General features: G+C 61.7%; 25 protein-coding genes and 1 riboswitch. Of the genes, 8 read left to right on the forward strand and 17 right to left on the reverse strand.

Annotation, left to right across the window (positions count from 1 at the left end):
• Positions 1-58 precede the first annotated feature (58 nt).
• Both HX830_RS31250 and HX830_RS31255 read right to left on the reverse strand, forming a co-directional pair.
• Positions 59-601, reverse strand: a complete 543-nt coding sequence (locus HX830_RS31250; RefSeq protein WP_152736844.1) for a chromate transporter — start codon at positions 599-601, stop codon at positions 59-61.
• Between the two features lie 3 nt (positions 602-604).
• The gene (locus HX830_RS31255) at positions 605-1,168 is read right to left on the reverse strand and encodes a chromate transporter (RefSeq protein ID WP_248746668.1); all 564 of its coding nucleotides are present in this window, start codon (positions 1,166-1,168) and stop codon (positions 605-607) included.
• Positions 1,169-1,475: 307 nt separating this feature from the next.
• Between HX830_RS31255 and trhA the strand changes: the two genes are divergently transcribed.
• Entirely contained in the window at positions 1,476-2,093 is a 618-nt protein-coding gene (trhA, locus tag HX830_RS31260) for a PAQR family membrane homeostasis protein TrhA (protein ID WP_152736846.1), read from the forward strand.
• A gap of 129 nt (positions 2,094-2,222) precedes the next feature.
• Here the strand turns inward: trhA and HX830_RS31265 are convergent, their stop codons facing one another.
• Positions 2,223-2,942 (reverse strand): 16S rRNA (uracil(1498)-N(3))-methyltransferase, encoded by a 720-nt coding sequence (locus tag HX830_RS31265; RefSeq protein WP_103499348.1) that lies wholly within the window; start codon positions 2,940-2,942, stop codon positions 2,223-2,225.
• 176 nt (positions 2,943-3,118) lie between these two features.
• Positions 3,119-4,525 (reverse strand): adenosylmethionine--8-amino-7-oxononanoate transaminase, encoded by a 1,407-nt coding sequence (locus HX830_RS31270; protein WP_103498392.1) that lies wholly within the window; start codon positions 4,523-4,525, stop codon positions 3,119-3,121.
• Positions 4,526-4,809: 284 nt separating this feature from the next.
• Between HX830_RS31270 and HX830_RS31275 the strand changes: the two genes are divergently transcribed.
• The gene (locus tag HX830_RS31275; protein WP_152736848.1) at positions 4,810-5,361 is read left to right on the forward strand and encodes a cytochrome b; all 552 of its coding nucleotides are present in this window, start codon (positions 4,810-4,812) and stop codon (positions 5,359-5,361) included.
• A gap of 31 nt (positions 5,362-5,392) precedes the next feature.
• Positions 5,393-5,989, forward strand: coding sequence for a YceI family protein (locus HX830_RS31280; protein ID WP_103498390.1), 597 nt, complete (start codon positions 5,393-5,395; stop codon positions 5,987-5,989).
• A gap of 161 nt (positions 5,990-6,150) precedes the next feature.
• On the opposite strand, the gene HX830_RS31285 is transcribed toward HX830_RS31280, so the two are convergent.
• The 6 genes from HX830_RS31285 to HX830_RS31310 form a co-directional block, all read right to left on the reverse strand.
• On the reverse strand, positions 6,151-8,031 hold the full coding sequence (locus HX830_RS31285) for a DEAD/DEAH box helicase (protein WP_103498389.1): 1,881 nt from the start codon (positions 8,029-8,031) through the stop codon (positions 6,151-6,153).
• Positions 8,032-8,464: 433 nt separating this feature from the next.
• The gene (locus tag HX830_RS31290) at positions 8,465-9,217 is read right to left on the reverse strand and encodes a substrate-binding periplasmic protein (RefSeq protein WP_177104674.1); all 753 of its coding nucleotides are present in this window, start codon (positions 9,215-9,217) and stop codon (positions 8,465-8,467) included.
• A gap of 112 nt (positions 9,218-9,329) precedes the next feature.
• The gene (gene metF / locus HX830_RS31295) at positions 9,330-10,175 is read right to left on the reverse strand and encodes a methylenetetrahydrofolate reductase [NAD(P)H] (protein ID WP_177104676.1); all 846 of its coding nucleotides are present in this window, start codon (positions 10,173-10,175) and stop codon (positions 9,330-9,332) included.
• 133 nt (positions 10,176-10,308) lie between these two features.
• Positions 10,309-11,718, reverse strand: coding sequence for an adenosylhomocysteinase (locus HX830_RS31300; protein WP_177104678.1), 1,410 nt, complete (start codon positions 11,716-11,718; stop codon positions 10,309-10,311).
• 21 nt (positions 11,719-11,739) lie between these two features.
• A riboswitch (S-adenosyl-L-homocysteine riboswitch) is annotated at positions 11,740-11,846 on the reverse strand.
• 146 nt (positions 11,847-11,992) lie between these two features.
• Positions 11,993-12,505, reverse strand: coding sequence for an AidA/PixA family protein (locus HX830_RS31305; protein WP_177104680.1), 513 nt, complete (start codon positions 12,503-12,505; stop codon positions 11,993-11,995).
• Between the two features lie 121 nt (positions 12,506-12,626).
• Positions 12,627-13,130, reverse strand: a complete 504-nt coding sequence (locus HX830_RS31310) for an inclusion body family protein (RefSeq protein ID WP_100944655.1) — start codon at positions 13,128-13,130, stop codon at positions 12,627-12,629.
• Positions 13,131-13,446: 316 nt separating this feature from the next.
• On the opposite strand from HX830_RS31310, the gene HX830_RS31315 reads away from it, so the two are divergent.
• The 3 genes from HX830_RS31315 to HX830_RS31325 all read left to right on the forward strand — a co-directional run bounded on the left by HX830_RS31315 (position 13,447) and on the right by HX830_RS31325 (position 14,768).
• Complete coding sequence (locus HX830_RS31315) at positions 13,447-13,854, forward strand: acyl-CoA thioesterase (protein ID WP_177104682.1); 408 nt, start codon at positions 13,447-13,449, stop codon at positions 13,852-13,854.
• Positions 13,855-13,982: 128 nt separating this feature from the next.
• Positions 13,983-14,531: a DUF2975 domain-containing protein gene (locus HX830_RS31320; RefSeq protein WP_152736853.1), complete on the forward strand. Its 549-nt coding sequence runs from the start codon at positions 13,983-13,985 to the stop codon at positions 14,529-14,531.
• 12 nt (positions 14,532-14,543) lie between these two features.
• Positions 14,544-14,768, forward strand: a complete 225-nt coding sequence (locus HX830_RS31325) for a helix-turn-helix domain-containing protein (RefSeq protein ID WP_177104684.1) — start codon at positions 14,544-14,546, stop codon at positions 14,766-14,768.
• On the opposite strand, the gene HX830_RS31330 is transcribed toward HX830_RS31325, so the two are convergent.
• On the reverse strand, positions 14,765-15,934 hold the full coding sequence (locus HX830_RS31330) for an MFS transporter (RefSeq protein WP_177104686.1): 1,170 nt from the start codon (positions 15,932-15,934) through the stop codon (positions 14,765-14,767). The genes HX830_RS31325 and HX830_RS31330 overlap by 4 nt on opposite strands.
• A gap of 228 nt (positions 15,935-16,162) precedes the next feature.
• On the opposite strand from HX830_RS31330, the gene HX830_RS31335 reads away from it, so the two are divergent.
• Positions 16,163-16,549: an MAPEG family protein gene (locus tag HX830_RS31335; RefSeq protein ID WP_103498381.1), complete on the forward strand. Its 387-nt coding sequence runs from the start codon at positions 16,163-16,165 to the stop codon at positions 16,547-16,549.
• 146 nt (positions 16,550-16,695) lie between these two features.
• On the opposite strand, the gene mltA is transcribed toward HX830_RS31335, so the two are convergent.
• Complete coding sequence (gene mltA / locus HX830_RS31340) at positions 16,696-17,847, reverse strand: murein transglycosylase A (protein WP_177104688.1); 1,152 nt, start codon at positions 17,845-17,847, stop codon at positions 16,696-16,698.
• A gap of 146 nt (positions 17,848-17,993) precedes the next feature.
• Between mltA and HX830_RS31345 the strand changes: the two genes are divergently transcribed.
• Entirely contained in the window at positions 17,994-18,443 is a 450-nt protein-coding gene (locus HX830_RS31345; protein ID WP_177104690.1) for a c-type cytochrome, read from the forward strand.
• A gap of 66 nt (positions 18,444-18,509) precedes the next feature.
• On the opposite strand, the gene HX830_RS31350 is transcribed toward HX830_RS31345, so the two are convergent.
• The 5 genes from HX830_RS31350 to HX830_RS31370 form a co-directional block, all read right to left on the reverse strand.
• On the reverse strand, positions 18,510-18,905 hold the full coding sequence (locus HX830_RS31350) for a DUF1090 domain-containing protein (RefSeq protein WP_103499424.1): 396 nt from the start codon (positions 18,903-18,905) through the stop codon (positions 18,510-18,512).
• 100 nt (positions 18,906-19,005) lie between these two features.
• Positions 19,006-20,676, reverse strand: coding sequence for an NAD-dependent DNA ligase LigB (gene ligB, locus HX830_RS31355; RefSeq protein WP_177104692.1), 1,671 nt, complete (start codon positions 20,674-20,676; stop codon positions 19,006-19,008).
• Positions 20,677-20,773: 97 nt separating this feature from the next.
• A complete protein-coding gene (locus HX830_RS31360; protein ID WP_177104694.1) occupies positions 20,774-21,169 on the reverse strand; it encodes a DUF1090 family protein in 396 nt (131 codons plus the stop codon).
• A gap of 188 nt (positions 21,170-21,357) precedes the next feature.
• On the reverse strand, positions 21,358-22,548 hold the full coding sequence (metK, locus tag HX830_RS31365; protein WP_152736860.1) for a methionine adenosyltransferase: 1,191 nt from the start codon (positions 22,546-22,548) through the stop codon (positions 21,358-21,360).
• Complete coding sequence (locus HX830_RS31370) at positions 22,545-23,561, reverse strand: ArsR/SmtB family transcription factor (protein ID WP_103499428.1); 1,017 nt, start codon at positions 23,559-23,561, stop codon at positions 22,545-22,547. The genes metK and HX830_RS31370 overlap by 4 nt, the downstream gene beginning before the upstream one ends.
• Positions 23,562-23,877: the final 316 nt, after the last annotated feature.

A 23,877-nucleotide genomic window follows, 5' to 3' on the forward strand; every position in this document is an offset into this window, starting at 1 on the left:
GCTAGGTTTTCACACAGTCTGTTCAGGGGCGGCTTTTTTGTGCCCTGGGAAATGTCTTTCAGAACCACCCAACCCCCAACGCCGAACTCAACAAACCCAACCCCACCCCCGCCAGAATCAACCAGATGGCATTGACCCGGCTGAAATAGACCACCGCGGCGCTGACTAGCGTCAGCAGCAAACTCAAGGTGCTGGTTTCCATGCTGCGAATCAGGATGTAGCTGGCCGCGAGGATCAGGCCCACCGAGATCGGCAGCAAGGCGCGCTTGATCCGTTGCACCCACGGGGTTTCGGTGTGTTTTTCCAGCCAGCCAGCGCCGAACCAGGTCAGCATCGAGCACGGCAGCAGCTTGGCCGTCAACGCCACCAGCGCCCCGGGCAGGCCCGCCGTCTGCTGGCCGATAAACACCAGGAACATGCCGTTGGGCCCCGGCAACGCCTGGGACAGGGCGAAGAAGGCGACGAACTGGGCGTCGCTGATCCAGTTCATCTGGGTCACGGTGTAGCGGTGGATATCGCCCAGGGCCACGGTGTTGCCGCCAATGGCCATCAAGGACCAGAGCGCGCATTGGATCATCAGGTGGAACAGCACGGTCTGCATGGCTCAGGCTCGTTTGTCGAGAAAACGCAGGGCAATCGACAGCGGAATGCAGATCAGCAAGACGCTCCATAACGGCAGCACCAGCACCCCCATCAGAATAAAGGTCACGCCGAAGGCGCAGTAGTTGGCGAGATTGCGCGGCATGGCCTTGAGCAGGCGCAAGGTGGTGCCGAGCATCAGCCCGGTGGCAATCGGCATGATCGCGCCGAACACCTGTTGCACCGCGTCATTGCTCCACCAGCGGGCATAGGCGAAACCCGCCAGCACGGTGATGATCGACGGAAACAGGTACAACCCGAACAACGCCGCGCAAGCCCCGGCCAGGCCATGTTGGCGGCGGCCGTAGATGATGCTGACATTGCCGATATTCGGGCCGGGGAAGAACTGGCCGGTGGTCAGCAGTTCGTTGAAGGCCGGCTCGTCGACCCAGCGTCGGCGGTCGACCATCATCTGCCGGGCCCAGGGCATGACCCCGCCAAAACCGAACAGGCCGACCATGGCGAAGTTATAGAAGAGTTGCCAGAGGCTGGGCGAAGGAGCAGGGGAGGTGAGTGCGGGCGCGGACATCAGCATGGGCTCCGTTGAACGCCTGGGTTCAGGTCATGACGCCGTTGAGCGGGCAACGGGCCATCAGTAAAACCGGTTCGGACGTGACACGCCAGAGGGGGACGGCCTGGCTTTTAGTTTTCTGTCAGGGTTGGTCTTTTTTTCTTAATCTATGGGGCGATATATAGAAGGTAGAGGCTTTGTTTTTTGTGGGAAGGTGCCTGGAGAGAGGTTCTTCCTGACGATGTCATGCCAAGACTCTTGTGCTTTTGTCCGTCAGGCCTGAGCCTTGGGCGCAGTTGTTTCGACCAAGCGAGGTAAGTGGCAGATGTATCACGGGGAACGACTCAACGCCTGGACCCATCTGGTAGGGGCCGTATTGGCGTGTATCGGGGCGATCTGGTTGCTGGTGGTGGCGAGCCTCGACGGCAGCCCCTGGAAGATTGTCAGTGTAGCGATCTATGGCGTGACCCTGTTGCTGCTGTACAGCGCGTCGACGGTTTATCACAGCGTGCGCGGGCGGGCCAAGGTGATCATGCAGAAGGTCGATCACCTGTCGATCTACCTGTTGATTGCCGGCAGCTACACGCCGTTCTGCCTGGTGACATTACGCGGGCCCTGGGGTTGGACGCTGTTCGGGATCGTCTGGGGCCTGGCGGTGATCGGCATGTTGCAGGAGATCAAGCCGCGTTCCGAGGCGCGGATCCTGTCCATTGTGATCTACGCGGTGATGGGCTGGATCGTGCTGGTGGCGGTCAAGCCGCTGCTCGCCGCACTGGGGACGGCGGGGTTTGTCTGGCTGGCAGCCGGCGGGGCGCTATATACCCTGGGGATTATCTTCTTTGCTCTGGATTATCGGCTGCGGCATGCCCATGGGATCTGGCACCTGTTCGTGATTGCCGGCAGCGTGCTGCATTTTGTGGCGATTTCCTGGTACGTGATCTGACTTGAGGTCGAGCGCAGACCTTTGTAGGAGCCGCCTTGCCGGCGATGAGGCCAGTGAGCCTTGCATCGCCTGATCGGCCGCCATCGCCGGCAAGCCGGCTCCTACAGGGTTTTGCGGTGTGTCAGAAAGTCAGAAATCGCCCCACAGCTGTTGGGCCACCGCCAAAGCCACCACTGGCGCGGTCTCGGTACGCAGCACCCTTGGGCCGAGGCGCGCCGGCAGATAACCGGCTTGCGCGGCCTGGGCCACTTCGCCGTCCGACAACCCGCCTTCCGGGCCGATCAGGAATGCCAGCGTCCCCGGCTTGGGGTGACTGGTCAGTGGCTCGGCCACCGGGTGCAGCACCAGCTTGAGTTCGGCTTCGGTCTGTTTCACCCACTCGGCCAGCAACAGCGGCGGATGAATCACTGGCAGGCTGGAGCGGCCGCACTGTTCGCAGGCGCTGATCGCGATCTGCCGCCAGTGGGCCAGGCGTTTGTCGGCGCGTTCGTCCTTGAGGCGTACTTCACAACGTTCGCTGACGATGGGGGTGATTTCGCTGACGCCCAGTTCGGTGGCTTTCTGGATCGCCCAGTCCATCCGCTCGCCCCGGGACAGGCCCTGGCCGAGGTGGATGCGCAGGGGGGATTCGGTCTGCCCGGCGAAGCTTTCGGCCAGTTGGATGCGCACGCGCTTCTTGCCGACCTCCAGCAAGGTGCCGAGGAATTCCGTGCCCGAACCGTCGAACACTTGCAGGGCGTCACCTTCGGCCATGCGCAGAACGCGGCCGATGTAGTGGGCCTGGGCCTCGGGGAGCTCGTGTTCGCCGAGGCTAAGGGGGGCGTCGATAAAGAAGCGGGACAGTCGCATGGTGAATCTCTGGATATCGGAATGATGTGTTGCTGGGGAGGGCCTCTTCGCGGGCAAGCTCCGCTCCCACAGGTTTTGTGTCGAGCACAGCATTCGGGCTTGACTCAAATACTGTGGGATCGCCGAACCGCCGCGAAGGCGTTATGACTGGCTCCGGATGAACTCAAGCCAACATCCTAGCCCGGATCACGAAAATCCGGATGGAAATTGCCCGGCACCGCCACGCTGACACCCGTGCGGGTAGCGATATCGATCCCCTCGCTGGCCACTTCAGCCAGGAAGTCGATCTGCTCCGGGGTAATGACATACGGCGGCAGGAAATACACCACGCTGCCCAGCGGCCGCAGCAAGGCGCCGCGCTCCAGGGCGTGCTGGAAGACCTTCAAACCACGGCGCTCCTGCCACGGATAGGCGGTTTTGCTCGCCTTGTCCTGGACCATCTCGATCGCCAGGGTCATACCCGTCTGGCGAACCTCGGCGACATGCGGATGGCCCACCAGATGCGCGGTGGAACTGGCCATCCGCTGGGCCAAAGCCTTGTTGTTCTCGATAACGTTGTCCTGTTCGAAGATATCCAGGGTTGCCAACGCCGCCGCACAGGCCAGTGGGTTGCCGGTGTAGCTGTGGGAATGCAGGAACGCCCGCAGGGTCGGATAGTCGTCGTAGAAGGCGCTGTAGACGTCTTCGGTGGTCAGGCATGCCGCCAGCGGCAGGTAACCGCCGGTCAGGGCCTTGGACAGGCAGAGGAAGTCCGGGCGGATACCGGCTTGCTCGCAGGCGAACATGCTCCCGGTCCGGCCGAAGCCCACGGCGATTTCATCGTGGATCAGGTGCACGCCATACCGGTCGCAGGCCTCGCGCAGCAGCTTGAGGTAGACCGGATGGTACATGCGCATGCCGCCGGCACCCTGGATCAGCGGCTCGACGATCACCGCGGCGACGCTGGCGTGGTTTTCCGCCAGGGTCTGTTCCATGACCAGGAACATATTGCGCGAATGCTCTTCCCAGCTCATGCCTTCCGGACGCAGGTAGCAATCCGGGCTCGGCACCTTGATGGTGTCCAGCAGCAGGGCCTTGTAGGTTTCGGTGAACAGCGGCACATCGCCCACCGACATCGCCGCCACGGTCTCGCCGTGATAGCTGTTGGTCAGGGTCACATAACGCTTCTTGTCCGGCAGGCCGCGGTTGAGCCAGTAATGAAAGCTCATCTTCAGCGCGACTTCTATACAGGACGAACCGTTGTCGGCATAGAAGCAGCGGGTCAGGCCTTCGGGTGTCATCTTGACCAAGCGTTCGGACAGTTCGATAACCGGCTGATGGCTGAAACCGGCGAGGATCACGTGCTCGAGCTGGTCGACCTGATCCTTGATCCGCTGGCCGATGCGCGGGTTGCAGTGACCGAACACATTGACCCACCAGGAACTGACAGCGTCGAGGTAGCGCTTGCCGTCGAAATCCTCCAGCCAGACGCCTTCGCCGCGCTTGATGGGGATCATCGGCAGTTGCTCGTGATCTTTCATCTGGGTGCAGGGATGCCATACCACCGCGAGGTCGCGTTGCATCCACTGGTTATTCAGGCTCATTTCCACTCTCCGGGCGCTTGTCCGCGACGCAGGCGGACACACAATCGCGCAAGCCTATGCAATGCGCGGCCGCAGGACAACCCATGGCGTCGTTGCCGAAACATGGAGAGCCCGAATAAACCCGTGGGCCCAGGTGTTCACTTCACGGATCGACCTTAATATTTTCTTAACGCGCTCGTCTCAGACTGATAATCGTATTTTTCGATATTTCAAAGCGAAATTTTCCGCTTTAATTCGATAGGTAAACCATTAGTCTTGGGCGCATCACTTACAGGATTCCGGCAATGCAGCTACGCAATTCATCCTCTCGCTACGGTGCTGTCAGTATCTTCCTGCATTGGGGCGTTGCCCTGGTGGTGTTTGGTCTTTTTGCGCTGGGCTTGTGGATGGTCGGGCTCGACTACTACAGCGAATGGCGCAAGGCGGCGCCGGACCTGCATAAAAGCATCGGCCTGACCCTGTTCGCGGTCATGGTGCTGCGGCTGATCTGGCGTTTTATCAGCCCGCCGCCGCCGTCACCGGCCAACCATGGTCGACTGACCCGCCTGGGTGCCAAGTTCGGTCATGCGTTCCTCTATCTCGGCCTGTTTGCCTTGATGTTTTCCGGGTACCTGATTTCCACCGCCGAAGGTGTCGGGATTCCGGTGTTCAACCTGTTCGATGTGCCTGCCTTGATTTCCAGCATCCCCAATCAGGCGGATGTGGCCGGCAGTGTGCATTTGTTCCTGGCCTGGACCGTGGTGATCTTTGCGGTTCTCCATGGTCTGGCTGCTCTGAAACACCACTTTATCGACCGTGATGCGACGCTGACCCGCATGCTGGGTCGCAAAGCCTGATGTTCAACCTCGACTCAAAAGGAATAGAAGTATGTTGAAAAAGACTCTCGCCGCTCTGGCAATCGGTTCTGCACTGTTTGTTGCCGGTCAGGCGATGGCTGCGGATTACGTGATCGACAAGCAGGGCCAGCACGCCTTCGTCAATTTCAAGATCAGCCACCTGGGCTACAGCTACATCACCGGTACCTTCAAGGACCTGGACGGCAAGTTCAGCTTTGATGCGGCCAAGCCTGAAGACAGCAAGATTGAAGTCAACGTGCGTACCGCCAGCGTGTTCACCAACAATGCCGAGCGTGACAAGCACATCTCCAGCAAGGACTTCCTGGACGTTGCCAATATTGCCGATGCCAAGTTCGTCTCCACTGCGGTCAAATCCACTGGCAAGAATGCCGATGGCAAAGACACGGCTGACGTGACGGGCGACCTGACCTTGCACGGCGTGACCAAGTCGATCGTGGTCAAGGCTACCTTCCTGGGTGAAGGCAAGGATCCATGGGGCGGCTACCGCGCTGGTTTCGAAGGTGTAGCGCACATCAAGCGTTCGGACTTCGGCAAGATGATGGATTTGGGTCCAGCGTCTGATGCGGTAGAGCTGTACATCACGTTTGAAGGTGTGAAAGCGAAGTAATGCTGAGAATGTAGGAGCTGGCTTGCCAGCGATAGCATTGGTGAATGCACCATCGAATCGCCAGCAAGCCGGCTCCCACAATAAATGGGGGCCTGAAAGGGCCCCATAAAAAACGCCCCCGGCTCTCACGAACCGGGGGCGTTTTTCATTGCGCCATCAACTCAGCGATTGCGAGTCAACAACGCCGGCTTCTCGCCTCTTGGACGCCCTGGCAGTTGATCCAACTGCTCAGGCGTCGGGAAGCGATCGCTCTTCGACTCTTTATGAATGATCTTCGGCCCTGGCCCGCGCGGGTTCTGCACCGCCGGCTCTTCCCGAGGCTGATCATCCCGCGCCGGACGACGATTGCGCGACTCCTCACGACGGGCTTGCCCATCACGGGGAGCGCCATTACGTGGACCGCTGCGCTTGGCCGGAGGCGTCCCGGTAGTCGCACCGTTGCTGCTACGCGGACCATTCTGACGACCCTGCGGCTGCCCGGTACGCGGAGCACCCGCACCCGCGGCGCCACCCTGAGCCGGAGCCCCCGGACGACGACCACGACCTTGAGCCGGCTTGGCCTGAGGCACGTAGTCAACGCGATTCCCAAAGTTATCCACATCGTCATCCAGGAACTCATCCGGAGCACGATCCGCCGCCGCGCGTGGCGGCTGGCTTGGCTGACGCTGTTCGCGAGCCGGAGTCCCTTCACGGGGCTTCTGCTCGCGAGCCGGACGCTCACCGCGACCGTTGGCGGGGGCCTTTTCCTTGCCGCCCTTGTCCTTGCCTTTATCCCGACGACCGCCACCACCACCGCCGCCGTTCGGGCCATCGCCCTTCGGACCGCGTGGAGGCGTGCGTGGATTACGCACATCCGGACGCTCGCGCACTTCCGGCTTCTCGGCTTCCACGGCGCTGGAATCAAAGCCCATCAGGTCGCCGTCGGCGATTTTCTGCTTGGTCATGCGCTCGATGCTTTTCAGCAGCTTCTCTTCGTCCGGCGCGACCAGGGAAATGGCCTCGCCCGAACGACCGGCCCGGCCGGTACGGCCGATACGGTGCACGTAGTCTTCGTCGACGTTCGGCAGTTCGAAGTTCACCACGTGCGGCAGCTGGTCGATATCCAAACCGCGCGCGGCGATATCGGTGGCCACCAGGATGCGCACTTCACCGGCCTTGAAGTCGGCCAGGGCTTTGGTGCGGGCGTTCTGGCTCTTGTTGCCGTGGATGGCGACAGCGCTCAGGCCGTGCTTGTCCAGGTACTCGGCCAGGCGGTTGGCGCCGTGCTTGGTGCGGGTGAACACCAGGACCTGTTCCCAGGCGCCGGCGGTGATCAGGTGCGCCAGCAGCGAACGCTTGTGGCTGGCGGCCAGGCGGAACACGCGCTGTTCGATACGCTCGACCGTGGTGTTCGGCGGCGTGACTTCGATGCGTTCCGGGTTGTGCAGCAGCTTGCCGGCGAGGTCGGTGATGTCCTTGGAGAAGGTCGCCGAGAACAGCAGGTTCTGACGCTTGGACGGCAGGCGCGCGAGGACCTTCTTCACGTCATGGACAAAGCCCATGTCGAGCATGCGGTCGGCTTCGTCCAGCACGAGGATTTCCACGTGGGACAGGTCGACGCTGCCTTGGCCGCACAGGTCGAGCAAACGACCCGGGCAGGCAACCAGCACGTCGACGCCACGGGACATGGCCTGAACCTGTGGGTTCATGCCGACGCCGCCGAAGATGCAGGCGCTGACGAATTTCAGGTCACGGGCGTAGACCTTGAAGCTCTCGTGGACCTGGGCAGCCAGTTCACGGGTCGGGGTCAGGACCAGGACGCGGGGTTGGCGCGGGCCGTGACGCTGGGATTTGTCCGGGTGACCGTTGGGAAACAACCGTTCCAGAATCGGAAGGGCGAAGCCTCCGGTTTTACCCGTACCTGTCTGTGCCGCGACCATCAGGTCGCGACCTTGCAACACGGCGGGAATGGCCCGCTGTTGCACCGGAGTAGGCTCGGTGTAGCCGGCTGCCTCGATGGCAGCGACCAAAGCCTCGGAGAGACCGAGGGAAGCAAAGGACATGAGTAATCCTGTTCAGTTAGGGCTTGGCCCGATGGGAATCTTGCCTGGCGCGAATGGCGTTTCAGGTTCTGCAAGAGGAAAGCTGGCCGCATGTCTTGTGGCCCGGCGAGTTTTCTTGCAGACCCCTGGGGCGCATCCCGTCCGGTCCTGCTGGGCCTTGAGGCTCTACGCACTGCTCGCGCGGGCCCTTGGGCGGCGCTGGTCGCAGTGTCGGAATACCTGATGCAAGGTCGAGCGTCCGGGCGTGAGCCTGGCGGGAAGGCCGGAGTATAACAGAGCAAACGCCGCGCGCCGCTTTCCTGCTGCTCAACGGTTTGTGCTTTTGTTATCAGGGGCGGCGCAGTCCCGGGTCCGGGTGGCGTTCCGACGAAGCTCCGGCGTTCTTGAGGGCCCCTTCGCGAGCAAGCTCTGCTCCTACAAGGTCCTGCGTAGATCAAGGGACGCTTTTGGCCTTGTCGGTATAGCGGGCAACCAGCGCGGCGTAGGCCGGCTCACGCTTGAAACGCCGCAGCTCGGCGCCGAAACGCTGGACCAGCAGGTCCATCCCGGCGCTGCGGCGGATCGCCAGGTACTGGCTTTCCCGGGCAATCACCGTCGGGTACTGGTCGACCTGGTCCTGCAACTGCAGTTGTTTCAGGAGGCGCTGGCCGACCCGCCGATCGGTGATCAGCAGATCGATGCGACCGCGGACCAGTTTGCCGAAGTTGGCTTCGTGACTGGGCCCGTCTTCGCGCTTGAGGCCTGTGGTGTCCTTGAACACCGAACCGTACAGATAACCAGGCGAAGTGCCGATGGTCAGGCCCTTGAGTTCTCCCAGGGTGGTAAAGGGATGAGGGCGGGCCTTGGCGTAGAACATCACAAACTCCACTTCCGACAAGGGTTCGCTGGGGTAGAGCAGGCTGTTGTCGCGCTCGTGGTTGTGGAAGATATCCAGGGCGCCATCGGCCTGGCCCTGGTCGAGCAGCATCAGGCAGCGTTTCCAGGGCAGGAACTGCCACTCGACCTCTACGCCCAGGCGCTGGAAGACAATGGCCGTGGTTTCGTAGTCGAGCCCTTTGGCCTGGCCGTTTTCTTCGTAGGCGTAGGGGGCCCAGGGATCGGTGACAATACGCAGCTTTTCACCTTGAGCGGCAAAACTCAGGCAAGCAAAAAGCACGGCTGTCAGAAGTTGGGCAATGACGGGCATGGCTGGAGATTACGACGCTGGAGCGGCGAATAGAAGCGCTGGCGTGTTTTCTCTGGGGGGCTTGCTCGGGTAACACGGTTGCAGCCCCCGGATTTCCAGGGGCTTGCAGTTTTCAGCGCGGCAGCTTCAGGTTGTTCCAGATCGCCAGGCTCGGTTCCGCCTGGTTCAGGGTGTAAAAGTGCAGCCCTGGCGCGCCACCTTCCAGCAGGCGGTCGCACATCTGGCTGATCACCTGCTCGCCGAAGGCCTGGATGCTTTGGGTGTCGTCACCGTAGGCTTCCAGTTGCTTGCGGATCCAGCGTGGGATTTCCGCGCCGCAGGCGTCGGAGAAGCGCGCGAGCTTGCTGTAGTTGGTGATCGGCATGATGCCCGGCACGATCGGGATATTCACGCCCATCGCCCGTACGCGCTCGACGAAATAGAAGTAGCTGTCGGCGTTGAAGAAGTACTGGGTGATCGCGCTGTCGGCGCCGGCGTTGGCCTTGCGCACGAAGTTCTGCAGATCGGCTTCGAAGTTGCGCGCTTGCGGGTGCATTTCCGGGTAGGCGGCGACTTCGATATGGAAGTGGCTGCCGGTTTCTTCACGAATGAAGGCCACCAGGTCATTGGCGTGCAGCAACTCGCCGCTGGCCATGCCCATGCCGGAAGGCAGGTCACCGCGCAGGGCGACGATGCGCTGGATGCCGGCGCCCTTGTATTGCTCCAGCAGGCCGCGCAGGTCGGCTTTGCTGTCGCCGACGCAGGACAGGTGCGGTGCGGCGGGAATCTTTACTTCGCTCTCGAGCTGCAGCACGGTGTTGATCGTGCGGTCGCGGGTCGAGCCACCGGCACCGTAGGTGCAGGAGAAGAAGTCGGGGTTGTAGCTGGCCAACTGACGGGCAGTGGCCAGCAGTTTTTCTTGCCCAGCATCGGTCTTGGTCGGGAAGAACTCGAAGCTGTAGCGACGATCTTGGGACATGGTCGGATCCTTGGAAACGCGAAAGCCGGATGCTGGCTCTTGTAGGAGCAAGCTTGCTCGCGATGAACGCGACGCGGAGTGTCAGTGACACCGCTATCGCGAGCAAGCTCGCTCCTACAAGGAACCAGGCGTATCAGTAGCGATAGGCGTGCGGCTTGAACGGACCTTCGACGGCCACGCCGATATAGTCGGCCTGGGTCTTGGTCAGTTGGGTGACCACGCCGCCGAAGCCGCGGACCATTTCCAGGGCCACTTCTTCGTCGAGTTTCTTCGGCAGCACTTCCACGGTCAGGCGCTCGGCTTTCTGAGCGGCGGGCAGGTCGGCGTACTTCTGGCCGAACAGGAAGATCTGTGCCAGTACCTGGTTGGCGAACGAACCGTCCATGATGCGGCTTGGGTGACCGGTGGCGTTACCCAGGTTTACCAGACGGCCTTCGGCCAGCAGGATCAGGTAGTCGTCGTTCTGTGGATCGAAATCGCCATGGCCGGTGCGATGGATCTTGTGCACCTGTGGCTTCACTTCTTCCCATGCCCAGTTCTTGCGCATGAAAGCGGTGTCGATTTCGTTGTCGAAGTGACCGATGTTGCAGACCACGGCGCGCTTTTTCAGGGCCTTGAGCATGTTGGCATCGCAGACATTGACGTTACCGGTGGTGGTCACGATCAGGTCGATCTTGCCCAGCAGGGCAGTGTCGATGCTGGCGGCGGTGCCGTCGTTCAGGCCGTTGATGAACGGCGAAACCACTTCGAAACCGTCCATGCAGGCTTGCATGGCGCAGATCGGGTCGACTTCGGAGACCTTGACGATCATGCCTTCCTGACGCAGGGACTGGGCCGAGCCCTTGCCCACGTCACCGTAGCCGATCACCAGCGCTTGCTTGCCGGACAGCAGGTGGTCGGTGCCGCGCTTGATGGCATCGTTCAGGCTGTGACGGCAGCCGTATTTGTTGTCGTTCTTGCTCTTGGTCACCGAGTCGTTGACGTTGATGGCCGGGATTTTCAGCTCGCCCTTGGCCAGCATGTCCAGCAGGCGGTGCACGCCAGTGGTGGTTTCTTCGGTCACGCCGTGGATTTTGTCCAGCATGGCCGGGTATTTCTTGTGGATGATCTCGGTCAGGTCGCCGCCGTCGTCGAGGATCATGTTGGCGTCCCAAGGCTGACCGTCCTTGAGGATGGTCTGCTCGATGCACCACTCGTACTCCTGCTCGGTTTCGCCTTTCCAGGCGAACACCGGGATACCGGCGGCGGCGATGGCGGCAGCGGCCTGGTCCTGGGTCGAGAAGATGTTGCAGGACGACCAGCGTACTTCGGCACCCAGGACAACCAGGGTTTCGATCAGTACGGCGGTCTGGATGGTCATGTGGATGCAGCCGATGATCTTGGCGCCTTTGAGCGGCAGCTCACCGGCGTACTTGCGGCGCAGACCCATCAGGGCCGGCATTTCCGATTCGGCGATGATGGTTTCGCGACGGCCCCAGGCAGCCAGGGACATGTCGGCAACTTTGTAGTCGTTGAAATCTGCAGGCGTGTTGACAGCGCTCATGAAGAGCCTCCATTCGTAGTATGCGAATGGGCGCCGTTGTGCGTTTAGTGTCCGTGCAGGGAGTCCTGAACGAACAACGCCCCATCCGAGCCTGACAGGTCGAGCCTGCTGCAGCGCCCCTCGGACAGGTGGCGGGAAAACGGTATCAAGGGAAGATGACCGTTTTGAAACGACCGGCATTATAACGCGGCTTTTGCGGCTTGCCCAAGTGATTAGCGTGCAGTTTGTCGCGCCGACCCGCCGTGGGTCGACGCTGAAGGTTTCCAGCAGGGGGTCAGGGCTGAAAGTCGAGCTCCAGGGGCATGGAGAAATAGCCGAGGATCGAGCAGTCGTTCCCAAGCAGGGCAAAGCGGATATCGAGGCCGGTACGACCATGGGCATTCAGGCGGCTTTCCCAGAAATAGTCATCCGCTGTTTCTGTTTCAATCTCCAGCAGGTTGTCGAAGCGCGGCCGTGCCAGGCTGACGCCGGACCGCGTGGACGCCGTCGGGGGGCTGAGGATGCTGTTGTTCAGGACCTGGAGGTCGTGCACAAAAAGCAGGTTTTCGCCGCGCAGGGCAATCGGCGCAAAGCGAATATGCAGGCTGTCCCCGGGGTGTGCCGAGAGGCTGAAGGGCTGTTCTTCCGGGCCTTGCCAGTGTTCCGGACGAGCACCCTGGATAAACAGGTGGCGGGACTGGACCCTGGTCGGCGAATCAGCCGAGGCACTGGGACCGGGATGATTCTCGAGCAGGGTTTCGGTGTCGAGGACAAACAGCAGGTGTCTGTCGAATGCGTCTTGGGGCATGGAGGTCTCCTTCCCTGAGTCTGCCGATGCTGCGCCCTGGCCAGCTTGCCGCGGTCAGCCGTGGCGGGCCGCCAGGGATGACGCCTCGCGTTGGCCACGAAGCGTCAGCGCAACAGCCGCCTCAGTTATGGATGGTGATGAATGGATCCCAGGAGAAGTAGCCGCAAGGTTTGCAGTCGCGGTCCACGATCATGAAGTTGAAGTGGTAGGTCACACGACCGGTCTCCAGTGTCTCGGACGACCAGTAGTAATTGTCGACTTTCTGACAGGTCGGAATGACCGGGTTGCTGGTGTTGGGCTGGGCGAACGAGGCGGTTGCCTTGCGTGGCGTCGGGGTCGAGATCAGGTTGGCGCCGACGTTGCCGATGAACCGGTAGAAAATCACCGATTTCTCGAAGCCCAGGGACAGGCTGGTTTCCCGCCAGCGGATCAGGTCGCCGACCTGCGCCTTGAGATCCAGTTCGCCACCGGCCTGGCCGCTGACCACGTTGTCCTGGTTGGTGATCATGTAGACGTGTTGCCAGTCGATCAGCGTCGGCTGATCGGGGTTGCGGCTGGGGTTGGGGTATTTTTTCAGGATGGTTTCAGTGTCAAAGCTGACAAGTACATCAGTAACTCTAGACATGTTTAAGCGTCCTTACTTGGTGGTAGGTCAATGGTGAGATGCTGGTCTCCCATGGCCTCGCGGAGCTTGCGCGTCCTGCGCGTTCGTCTGATGGCGCTATGTTGCCAAGTTCCGGTTGGCTGAATGCTGGGTCCGTTCCAGCAGGTCACGGACGGAGAATAGCCAAGGGCAAAGAGCTGTCAAACAGCCTTGTGGCTAATGGGTCATTTTTAGACTGGTGGTCGCGGGTGGTTGGAGTCGGTGGGCAAGCGTTCTAACATGAGGGCTCAGGCCTGTCGGATATTTTCATCCGGCGGCAAGACGGTCAGGAGAATGCATGAATTTCCACACCCGCAAATGGGTCAAACCCGAAGACCTCAATCCCAATGGCACGCTGTTCGGCGGCAGCCTGCTGCGCTGGATCGACGAGGAAGCGGCGATCTACGCCATCGTCCAATTGGGCAACCAGCGTGTCGTGACCAAGTACATCTCCGAGATCAACTTCGTCAGCGCCTCGCGCCAGGGCGACATCATCGAACTGGGCATCACCGCCACCGAGTTCGGTCGTACGTCCATCACCCTGACCTGCGAAGTGCGCAACAAGATCACCCGCAAAAGCATCCTGACGGTGGAAAAGATGGTCTTCGTCAACCTCGGCGAGGATGGCCTGCCGTCACCCCACGGGCGCACCGAGATCCGCTACGTGAAGGATCAGTTCAAGGAAGACGAGGCGGCCCAGGCGTGATCGGTTGGGTTGTGGCATAAGGCTATTTGTTGCTGTTATTTTGTAATAAATTATCGTTTTGCGATAATTTTACCCCCTGTTAGTTTCTTTGCCGGGTCATCCGGCCAAAGAACTGACAGGAGTATTCAATGAAAGATGATCGTTTGATCAGGCACAGCCGCTGGTTGGCGAATGCCACCTTGGTTTTGCTGGTGAGCATGTTGCTGTTGAACGTGGCTTGCTGGCTTTTCCCGGTGCTTGTCGAGCATGGGCTGGACTTCAACCTGACCTCCCTGGTCAGGGATCTTGAAGTCGACATCGCCGCAATGCCCTGGTGGCAGGTGGCTGGCGGCATGTTGCTGAGCAGCATTCCGTTGCTGGTCCTGACACGTGGGCTGGAAGCGTTGCGTGCTTTGTTCCAGACCTATGCGCAGGGTGAGTATTTTTCCCGGGAAACGGCCAGCCTGCTGGGCGCGGTAGGCAAGAGTGTCGGTCTCTGGGTGCTTTGCAGTGTGCTGCTGTATCCGCTGATGAGCGTGTGGATAACCCTGTTGCGGCCACCGGGAGAGCGCCTGCTGAGTCTCGGTTTCAGCCCCGCTCAATTGGTGGCCTTGTTTCTGGCCGCCGCGGTCATGCTGGTGGCCCGGATCATGGGCAATGCCTGCCGGATGGCCCGTGAAAACCAACAGTTCATCTAGCAGGGTGTGTCGATGTCGATTGAAATAACGCTGGATGTGATGCTGGCCATGCGCAAGGTCAAGTCCAAGGACCTGGCGGCGCAGATTGGCATCACCGAACAGAACCTTTCGTTGTTGAAGCAGGGCAAGGTCAAGGGCTTTCGCCTGGCGACCCTTGAGGCCATTTGCGAGGCGCTCGATTGCCAGCCCGGCGATCTGCTGAAATATCGACCCGTCGTAACAGGCGCTGACGCTTAAGCCGAGGTATTGACCAAGGACTGAGTACGGCGTTGCAGGAAGATAAAGAACAGCGCCGCCAGCAGCGTGACGCAGCCGCTCAATGCCCCGGTCCAGGGCAGGTCCGCCAGGTCGATGCCGCTGCCCACCACCAGTCCGCCGATCCAGGCGCCGGTGGCGTTGCCCAGGTTGAAGGCGCTCTGGTTCAGGGTCGAACCCAGGTTCGGCGCTTCATGGGCCTGGTCGATGATCAGCAGTTGCAGGATCGGACACAGGGCAAAGGCAAAGATCCCCCACAGCACCAGGGTGATCGCCGCCGGGATGACCGAGCGGCTGGTCTGGCTGAACGCCGCCAGCACCAGCACCACCGCCAGGGCCATGCCCACCAGCGAGGGCAGCAGGCGGCTGTCGGCCAGGCGCCCGCCGAGCATGCTGCCCGCCGTCAGGCCGACGCCGAACAACAGCAGCATGAGCGTGACCCCGTGGGGGCTGACACCGGTGACGTCCTGCAGGATCGGCGCGATATAGGTGAAGACACTGAACAGGCTGGTCGAGGCCAGCACACTCATGCCCAGGGCCATCAGCACATTGGTCTTGCCCAGTACGCGGAACTCGCTGGCCAGGTTGGCCTTGTCCATGGCGATATGTTTCGGCAGCCAGACCCACTGCGCAATGGCCGCGATCACGCCAATCACCGACACCGCCCAGAAGGTCGAGCGCCAGCCGGCGTATTGCCCGAGGGCAGTGCCCAGCGGTACGCCGAGCACATTGGCCAGGGTCAGGCCGGTGAACATCATCGCAATGGCCTGGGCCCGTTTATTGGGCGCGACCAAACCGGCGGCCACCACCGAGCCGATGCCGAAGAAGGCGCCATGGCACAAGGCCGTGACCACGCGTGCGGCCATCAGGGTGGTGTAGTTCGGCGCCAGGGCGCAGAGCATATTGCCGAGAATGAACATCAGGGTCATGCCCAGCAGCGTGGCCTTGCGCGGCATGTTCGCGGTGCCGATGGCCAGGACCGGCGCGCCGAAGACCACGCCCAGGGCATAGCCGGTGATCAGCAGGCCGGCGCTGGGAATGCTGACGCCAAGGTCGCGGGCGACATCGGGCAGCAGGCCCATGATGACGAATTCGGTAGTGCCGATGCCGAAGGCGGCAACGGCGAGGGCAAGCAAGGCAAGTGGCATGCGGGTGATCTCCTGGGCAGCGGGGCCGGGCGTACGCATGCCACTGGCCCGATCGCGTGCGATCGGGCAGAAGCGGAATTTATTGGAATAGGTCTATGCGCATGAAGTGCGGCGTGGTGCGGTCAGTATAAACAGCCGCACAGCGTTGGCGAATCGGTTTCTGCGGATTGTCCGGTTATGCGCTAGTGTTGTCGGCGACGCCTCTGGGCACTCTTCAAGGACCCTGTTATGACCGCTGCTTTCTGGTGTGTATTGATCGCGTTTTGCCTGCCTTACCTGTGTATCGGTATCGCCAAGTTCAGTGGCGGCAAGTTCGGTCCGCGCCAGAACCATGATCCGCGGGCCTTTCTCGCCGGTCTTGAAGGTTTCGCCAAACGGGCCCATTCGGCGCATTTGAACAGCTTCGAGGTGAACCCGGCCTTTGCGGCGGCGGTGATCATTGCTCATTTCGTCGGCACGGCGTCACTGGTGACCATCAATGTGCTGGCGGTGCTGTTTATCACCAGCCGCCTGCTCTACATCATCTGCTACCTGGCGGACTGGGCGATGCTGCGCTCGCTGGTGTGGTTTGTCGGGATGGCCTTGATTGCGGCGTTCTTTTTCGTGTCGATCTGAGGGGGCGTTTCAGTCATTGGGTTGTGCAGCGTCTGTACGGGCCTCTTCGCGGGCAAGCCCTGCTCCTACAGGGTTGTGTCGTACACAAAGTTAGCGAACGACATCAGGGCTTGCCCGCGAAGAGGCCCGTACAGGCTACGCACTAATCAGCTACCGACATCCGCTGCCTTGGGCAACGCCACGCCCTTGGGCCACAACATCCAGATATTGCCTTTCTGCTTCATATCCCCAGCCAGTTGCCCCGCCGCATCGCCGGTGCCCCAGAACAGATCGGCGCGGACCTCGCCGGCAATCGCGCCGCCGGTATCCTGGGCCGCCACCGGACGCACCAGGGCGCTGCCGTCCGGCTTGGTGGTCGACAACCACAACAAGCTGCCCAGCGGAATCACCTTGCGATCCACCGCCACGCTGTAACCGGCGGTCAGCGGCACGTTCAGCGAACCGCGTGGCCCTTCATTACTGTCCGGGTTACGGGCGAAGAACACATAGCTGGGGTTGCTGCCGAGCAATTGCGGGATACGCGTCGGATGGGCCTTGGCCCAGGCGCTGATGGCGCCCATGGTGACGTCCTCCTTCTTCAACTCGCCCTGTTCCACCAGCCAGCGGCCGATGGCGCGATAGGGGTAGCCGTTCTGGTCGGCGTAACCGATCCGCAACTGCTGACCGTTGTCCAGACGAATCCGGCCCGAGCCCTGGATCTGCAGGAATTGCAGGTCCATCGGGTCGGTCAGCCAGGCCAGTACCGGGGCCTTGACGCCCTGGGTGGCGATCAGCGCCGCATCGTCATAGGGTTTCACCACCCGACCTTCCAGCCGTCCGCGCAGGCGTTTGCCCTTGAGCTCGGGGTAGAGACTGTCGAGCTGCACGATGATCAGGTCGTCCGGTACGCCATACACCGGAACCGTGGCCTTGGCGGTCTGGGTCAGGCTGCCGGGGTAGACGGGCTCGTAGTAGCCGGTGATCAGGCCGTCGGCACTGTTCTGCGCGGAGCGCAGGCTGTAGACCTCGAGGTTCTGCTGGAGAAAATCGCGAATGGCTGCTGGGGTGTTGGCCACGGAGGCGGCCGCGAGACAGGTCGGCCCCCAGTTGGCATCGACCTTGAGCCGGGCACAGGCACTACGCCACGAGGTGAAACCCGCTTGCAGGTCGGCGTCGGACACGGTCGGCAGCGCTTGCCAGTCGGCCTTGAGGTAGGTGTCCACCGGGGCTGGAGGTGTTGGAGGTTGCTTGGGTTTGCAGCCGGCGAGCAGGGCGAGGACGCAAAGGCTTGCGGCCAGTCGTTTGAAAGAGGTGTTCATACAGCGGTGAATTCCTTGGGTAATGGCCTGTTCAGACTTTGTTCAGTAAATCCACTGATTTAGTGTGGTTAAGAAAGGTTCGGGCTCTTGGTCTTTGGCGATCAGGCGAGGATACTGGCCGCCGTTTCCCGTGACCTGAAGCCATCATGACTCTTAAAAGACTTTCTGTTGTATTGCTGGCCTGCCTGACCCTCAGTGCGTGCGGCGGTGTCGACCCGAATTCTCCTTTGGGCCAGCGCAAGGCCATTTTCAAGCAGATGCTCAAGACCAGCGAAGACCTGGGCGGCATGCTGCGCGGTCGCATTCCTTTTGACGGGCCGCGTTTCGTCGAGGGCGCGAACCAGCTCGACAGCCTGTCCCGCGAGCCGTGGAAACACTTCCCGCAAGTCAAGGAAGCGGAGCATACCAGCGCCCGGGACGCGGTCTGGCAGAAGCAGGCGCATTTCCAGGAGTTGGCGCGCTCGCTGGAAGCGGCGACCGGGGAGCTGCGGGTTGCCAGTAAGGTCCAGCCTTACAAGGCCAGTACCCTGAAGCCGGCGGTCGAGAGGGTCGAGGATGCCTGCGATGCCTGTCATAAGGAATTTCGCGATCATTGAGGTGGACGGACGATAAAGGGCAACAGCGCCTACACGGGTGTGCGGTGTTTTCAGGGGGCCGGTGGCCTACTTGTCCAGTTCATCCAGCGCGTTCTGCAAGTCCTTGCGCGACTCGGCGAGCTTTTCCTTTCGCTTGTTGATCTTGTCCGGATCACCCTTTTTCATCGCCTTGTCGAGGTCGGCCTGACGGCGGCTGACTTCGTGCTTGGCATCGAGCACCTTGTTTTCCCGCTCTCTTTTCAGCGAGGCATCGGTGCAATGGGTGGTCACTTCGTCCAGTGCCTTTTCCAGGCCGGTCTGTTGCTCGCTGTTGCCCTGGGCCTTGGCAATGTCGAGTTGGTTGCTGATGGCCTGGCGCTTGGCCGCGCAACCGGTCAGTTCGGTGGGTTCTTCAGCAGCCAGCAAGGGGGCGGCGAGGACGCTGCACAAGGTAAAAATCGCCAGCGGTGGAAAAAATTGCATAAACACTCCGGACTGAAACACTGATTGAAAAACAGTCACTCTGAAAATAGATGGCCGTGTTGTCTGTATGAATAATCTGAAATAGACAGGGATTGTCTCCTTAAAATCCCGCGATACCGGCATTACGCAAAGATTCGGCCAGGGCCTGCACTTCCCGGTCGCGGAAAAAAGCGCTCAGTTGCAGTGCCCGCTCCGCGCCGACGCCGGGTATGGCCTGCCACGCCTCGGTCGTACGACCTGCCAATACCGGCCAGGACTCGTCCAGCGGTGCCGTTGCACTGGGAGGCAGCCCCAGCGCCTTGAGCCAGCGCTCGAACGGTCGTTGTCGGGCCAGTTGCACGGTTTCCAGCCATCGCGCACGGCTGCGCGGGCCGAAGCCGGCAATGGTAGCAAGCTCTTCCTCCTCCAGGGTCAACCAATCGAGCAGTCGATGGATGTGCCCGCTCGCCAGCAGCTTTTCCCAGGTGCCGCCGCCCAGGTGCGGCAGGTCCAGCCCCTGCTTGCCGCTCAGCCAGCGCAGGCGGGCAAGAAACTGGCTTTCGCATCCCGGGCCATATTGCCAGCAGCTCAGGGCATGGAAGTGCCGAGGGTCGGGGACGGACAGCGGTTCACGTTCGCGGCTGCGCCAGACCACGCTGTCCAGGCGCGGGATGGTCAGGCCGGCGAGGCTGATCGCCACCTGGTCGCCGGGGTGGATATCCAGGGCCTGCCAGCGTGGCAGCGAACCGAGGCTGACCCGCTTGATCTGCCGGTCATCGAGTAGCACCGGCGTCAGCTCCAGCATGGGGGTAATCCGCCCGGTCCGGCCGATGTTGAAACTGACTTTGCGCACATGGGCCAAGGCCTGGGCGTGGGGGTATTTCCAGGCCACGCTCCAGTAGGGGGGTTGGGCTTGCCAGTTTTTTGCGGCGAGGCGTCGACTCTGGCGCAGAACCACTCCGTCGCTGGCGAACGGTAATGGCTGGTGGTACCAGTGATTGCGCCAGTGTTCGGCTTCCGTGAAGTCTGCGATGGGCTGGCTGTAGGTCTTGCTGTCCGGGAAGCCCAGTGCCTGCAATCCGTCCAACCGTTCCTCCTGTGTCGCCGGCCCTTCCGGCCAGTCCCAGACAAACAGGCCGATGCCCGCCGCCTCCGTGCTGCCGAGCTGGTGCCGGGCCATCAAACCGGCCACGGTGCCACGGGCATTCAAGCTACCTTGGTGGGCCTGCACATGATTCGGCAAGCGCCAGTACAACTCGCCCTGCAGCACCAGGTCGCGGGCCTCCGGCAAGGTGCCGGGGATTGCCGGAATCTTGCGGGCCGAGGCGGTCCAGTCCTGCCCGCTCAACCCGTTGCCGCGACTGATGACCTGGTGCAGCCGGCCCTGGCGATACACCAGGGTCACCGCCACGCCATCGACCTTGGGCTGAATCCACAGGCCTTCGCGGCCCTTTATCCAGGCCCGGACGGCTTCGGCGTCCGGCAGTTTGTCGAGGCCGGTATGGGCGGTTGGATGAAGGGCGGGTCCGCCCGCGCCCGCCGGGGTGTCCGGCTTGGCGGAGGGCAGCCGGAAACAGCCGCGCCACTGTTCAAGCCGCTGTCGGGATTGGTCGTAGAGTTCGTCGGCCACCGGCGAGCGACCTTGTTGATGGTAGCTGTGGTCCCATTCAGCCAACTGGGTTTGCAGGGCGTCGACTTCTCGCCGGGCGCGTTCCGCTTGCCAGTCCGGGCAAACGTCGGCCTGGGCCGCGAGGTAAAAGACCAACAACAGAAAACCACTGAAGAAGCGCATCGTGAGCATCCTTGCTCGGACTAAAACCCAAGCCTAGATCACCCCGCGCATAAAAAAGCCCCGCGCGAGGCAGGGCTGTTTTACTGCGTGTGTCGGCTTACTTGAGCAGACCGCCCAGTGCCTTCATGCCAGTATCCATGGCCTGGGCCTTGGGGTCCTGGGCGGCAGCGGGAGTCGCTGCTGGTTGTGGCGCCGTGGCCGCCTGGCCGTTGAGCTTGGTGCAGCCCTTGGACGCCTGGTCCATGGCCATTTGCAGGCCGCTGACCTTCAGGTCGTCGCCCTTGGCCTTGGCGCTATCGATCTTCGCCTGCAGGTCCTGGATCTGCTTGTTGCAAGGGCCTGCGCCGGCGGCGGTAGTGGCCGGCGGCGTTGCGGCGGTACCGCCCAGCTGCGATGTCAGGCCACCGGCCAGGGTGCTCAGATCGGCGGCCTGGGCGGACAGGGAAAACAGGCCGAGCAGGATGGCGGCGGGGGCGAGTGCGGAGAGACGCATGGCAAACCTCAATGTTCGATTGACGGCGCTAAAGGGAGTCTCGAACGGGCGCCGTGCAATATCCAAGTGGGAAAAGGGTTCGAGAGGGGGCGGGATTCTAGGGATGCATGCGTCGACGCGCAAGTTTCGACGGGCATGAAAAAGCCCCCCATGACCGGCCATGGAGGGCTTTTGTGACGCAGGCTACATTACAGGCCGGCAGCCGCTCGCAGCGCGTCTACGCGGTCGGTCTTTTCCCAGGTGAAGGTGGTGAAGGTGTCGTCGCCGACGGTCTTCTGCTCCGGGGTGCGACCGAAGTGGCCGTAGGCCGCGGTTTCCTGGTACATCGGGTGCAGCAGGTCGAGCATGGTGGTGATGGCGTATGGGCGCAGGTCGAAGATTTCGCGAACCAGCTTGATGATCTTGTCATCGCCGATCTTGCCGGTGCCGAAGGTGTTCAACGAGATCGAGGTCGGTTGCGCGACGCCGATGGCGTAGGACACCTGGATTTCGCAGCGATCGGCCAGGCCGGCGGCGACGATGTTCTTGGCTACATAACGACCGGCGTAGGCGGCGGAACGGTCAACCTTGGATGGATCCTTGCCGGAGAACGCACCACCGCCGTGACGGGCCATGCCGCCGTAGCTGTCGACGATGATCTTGCGACCGGTCAGGCCGCAGTCGCCCACCGGGCCACCGATGATGAAGTTGCCGGTCGGGTTGATGTGGAACTGGGTGTCCTTGGTCAGCAGTTCGGCAGGCAGCACGTGCTTGACGATCAGCTCCATCACGCCTTCGCGCAGGTCTTTGTAGGAGACCTCCGGGTTGTGCTGGGTCGACAGCACGATGGCGTCGATGCCGACCACCTTGCCGCCTTCGTAACGGCACGTCACTTGCGACTTGGCGTCCGGGCGCAGCCAAGGCAGCAGGCCGGATTTACGGGCTTCGGCCTGGCGCTGAACCAGTTGGTGGGAGAAGGCGATCGGCGCGGGCATCAGCTCCGCGGTTTCGTTGCTGGCGTAGCCGAACATCAGGCCCTGGTCGCCGGCACCCTGGTCTTCCGGCTTGCTGCGGTCAACGCCCTGGGCGATGTCCACGGACTGCTTGCCGATGATGTTCATCACGCCACAGGTGGCGCCGTCGAAGCCGACGTCGGAGCTGTTGTAGCCGATGTCGAGGATCACGTTACGGACGATGTCTTCGAGGTCGACCCAGGCCGAAGTGGTCACTTCGCCGGCGATGATCGCCACACCGGTTTTCACCAGGGTTTCGCACGCGACACGGGCGAACTTGTCTTCCGCAATGATGGCGTCCAGCACCGCATCGGAGATCTGGTCGGCGATTTTGTCCGGATGCCCTTCGGACACGGACTCGGAGGTGAAAACGGAATATTCGCTCATATCGATGGTTTTCCTGAGTTACCGATGGTGAGGGTGCCAGCCGGTCGCTGAAAATGGCGAACCTGAATCTGGAAACCATTACGTAAGCCTACATAGAGGCTGTCCTCGGGCACGAGCCCCGCAGCGATGGCCCAACGGGCCAGATCGTCCTGTTCGAACCCCAACCAGAGATCACCGCAGGCCTCCCTGGCCCAGCTCTGGTTGTGGCTACACAATTCTGTCACTAACAAACTACCGCCAGGTTGCAGCAGGCCGGCCATCTGCTTGAGGGCCTCGGCCGGCGCGGCGAAGTGGTGCAACACCATGTTCAGCACCACGCAATCGGCCTGCAACCGGATATCTTGCAGTGCATCGGCCAGATGCAGGCTGACATTAGCCAGGGCTTCACGCTCACACAGTTGGCGGGCCAGTTCGAGCATCGCCGGGCTGTTGTCCAGCGCCGTGACCTGCTGGAAGCGCCGCGCCAGTTCCGGCAGGAAAGCGCCGTCGCCGGGGCCGACTTCCAGGGCCGTGGCCTGGGGGCCGAAGCTCAGCTTGTCGAGCAGCGCCAGCACGCTTTCGCGGTACTGCGGCAGGCCGGCGATCAAGTCTTGCTGGGCGCGGAATTTCTCCGCCACCCGGGCGAAAAAGTCCTGGCTGGCGGCGGCGCGCTGGCCGTGGACCAGGCCGATGCGGGCTTGTACGTCGTCGGGCAAGTCGAGCGCGTCGACTTCCTCCAGCAGCGCCGCATGCAGCTTGCCACCCAGACGTTCGGTATGGGGCAGGGCGCGGCGGTAGAAAATCGCATTGCCTTCACGACGGGTCGCCACCAGGTCGGCCTGGGCCAGTACCTTCAGGTGATGACTCATGCCGGATTGGCCGATGCCGAAGATCTGCGCCAGTTCCAGCACGCCGAACGAATCGTTGGCCAGGGCCCGCAGGACGTTCAGGCGCAACGGATCGCCGCCGGCCTTGCACAGGGCGGACAGGTCGTCGCTGGCGTCATGACGAATCGCGGACACAGGTAAATTCATAAGGCCAGCAGTCTAGTGATCCCTCGGTCGCCTAGCAAGATCAATATCAAAAAGTTTTGATATTGAATGATGGATGGCACTTTCAGGTCTTCGTGGCCCTCTACAGACCGACAGCGGAAAGGTTTCACCGAAGGAATGCGCAACTATCCGCAGGAAAAACGCCCCGCAGCGACTATCTGTCATTGCCCCCTGGCGGTCCCTGAGGGAAAATGCTCGCCTTTTTTCCGTTTCGTTTTATTCACTTTCAATTTCAACATCCCCAGGAGATCAGCGATGCCCAGCCGTCGTGAGCGTGCCAACGCCATTCGTGCCCTCA

Origin of the sequence: Pseudomonas gingeri, from assembly GCF_013385425.1 — a bacterium.
In the GTDB taxonomy this organism is placed as follows: Bacteria; Pseudomonadota; Gammaproteobacteria; order Pseudomonadales; family Pseudomonadaceae; genus Aquipseudomonas; species Aquipseudomonas gingeri_D.

What these genes read in the sequence shown, in the direction of transcription:
- HX830_RS31325 (WP_177104684.1), top strand. Translation starts at nt 14,544, where the DNA reads ATGTCGATTGAAATAACGCTGGATGTGATGCTGGCCATGCGCAAGGTC.
- mltA (WP_177104688.1), bottom strand. Translation starts at nt 17,847, where the DNA reads ATGAACACCTCTTTCAAACGACTGGCCGCAAGCCTTTGCGTCCTCGCC.
- HX830_RS31370 (WP_103499428.1), bottom strand. Translation starts at nt 23,561, where the DNA reads ATGAATTTACCTGTGTCCGCGATTCGTCATGACGCCAGCGACGACCTG.
- HX830_RS31250 (WP_152736844.1), bottom strand. Translation starts at nt 601, where the DNA reads ATGCAGACCGTGCTGTTCCACCTGATGATCCAATGCGCGCTCTGGTCC.
- HX830_RS31335 (WP_103498381.1), top strand. Translation starts at nt 16,163, where the DNA reads ATGACCGCTGCTTTCTGGTGTGTATTGATCGCGTTTTGCCTGCCTTAC.
- HX830_RS31305 (WP_177104680.1), bottom strand. Translation starts at nt 12,505, where the DNA reads ATGCCCCAAGACGCATTCGACAGACACCTGCTGTTTGTCCTCGACACC.
- HX830_RS31345 (WP_177104690.1), top strand. Translation starts at nt 17,994, where the DNA reads ATGACTCTTAAAAGACTTTCTGTTGTATTGCTGGCCTGCCTGACCCTC.
- HX830_RS31310 (WP_100944655.1), bottom strand. Translation starts at nt 13,130, where the DNA reads ATGTCTAGAGTTACTGATGTACTTGTCAGCTTTGACACTGAAACCATC.
- HX830_RS31280 (WP_103498390.1), top strand. Translation starts at nt 5,393, where the DNA reads ATGTTGAAAAAGACTCTCGCCGCTCTGGCAATCGGTTCTGCACTGTTT.
- HX830_RS31330 (WP_177104686.1), bottom strand. Translation starts at nt 15,934, where the DNA reads ATGCCACTTGCCTTGCTTGCCCTCGCCGTTGCCGCCTTCGGCATCGGC.
- HX830_RS31290 (WP_177104674.1), bottom strand. Translation starts at nt 9,217, where the DNA reads ATGCCCGTCATTGCCCAACTTCTGACAGCCGTGCTTTTTGCTTGCCTG.
- trhA (WP_152736846.1), top strand. Translation starts at nt 1,476, where the DNA reads ATGTATCACGGGGAACGACTCAACGCCTGGACCCATCTGGTAGGGGCC.
- HX830_RS31320 (WP_152736853.1), top strand. Translation starts at nt 13,983, where the DNA reads ATGAAAGATGATCGTTTGATCAGGCACAGCCGCTGGTTGGCGAATGCC.
- metK (WP_152736860.1), bottom strand. Translation starts at nt 22,548, where the DNA reads ATGAGCGAATATTCCGTTTTCACCTCCGAGTCCGTGTCCGAAGGGCAT.
- HX830_RS31300 (WP_177104678.1), bottom strand. Translation starts at nt 11,718, where the DNA reads ATGAGCGCTGTCAACACGCCTGCAGATTTCAACGACTACAAAGTTGCC.
- HX830_RS31275 (WP_152736848.1), top strand. Translation starts at nt 4,810, where the DNA reads ATGCAGCTACGCAATTCATCCTCTCGCTACGGTGCTGTCAGTATCTTC.
- HX830_RS31255 (WP_248746668.1), bottom strand. Translation starts at nt 1,168, where the DNA reads ATGTCCGCGCCCGCACTCACCTCCCCTGCTCCTTCGCCCAGCCTCTGG.
- metF (WP_177104676.1), bottom strand. Translation starts at nt 10,175, where the DNA reads ATGTCCCAAGATCGTCGCTACAGCTTCGAGTTCTTCCCGACCAAGACC.
- HX830_RS31360 (WP_177104694.1), bottom strand. Translation starts at nt 21,169, where the DNA reads ATGCGTCTCTCCGCACTCGCCCCCGCCGCCATCCTGCTCGGCCTGTTT.
- HX830_RS31350 (WP_103499424.1), bottom strand. Translation starts at nt 18,905, where the DNA reads ATGCAATTTTTTCCACCGCTGGCGATTTTTACCTTGTGCAGCGTCCTC.
- HX830_RS31270 (WP_103498392.1), bottom strand. Translation starts at nt 4,525, where the DNA reads ATGAGCCTGAATAACCAGTGGATGCAACGCGACCTCGCGGTGGTATGG.
- ligB (WP_177104692.1), bottom strand. Translation starts at nt 20,676, where the DNA reads ATGCGCTTCTTCAGTGGTTTTCTGTTGTTGGTCTTTTACCTCGCGGCC.
- HX830_RS31265 (WP_103499348.1), bottom strand. Translation starts at nt 2,942, where the DNA reads ATGCGACTGTCCCGCTTCTTTATCGACGCCCCCCTTAGCCTCGGCGAA.
- HX830_RS31315 (WP_177104682.1), top strand. Translation starts at nt 13,447, where the DNA reads ATGAATTTCCACACCCGCAAATGGGTCAAACCCGAAGACCTCAATCCC.
- HX830_RS31285 (WP_103498389.1), bottom strand. Translation starts at nt 8,031, where the DNA reads ATGTCCTTTGCTTCCCTCGGTCTCTCCGAGGCTTTGGTCGCTGCCATC.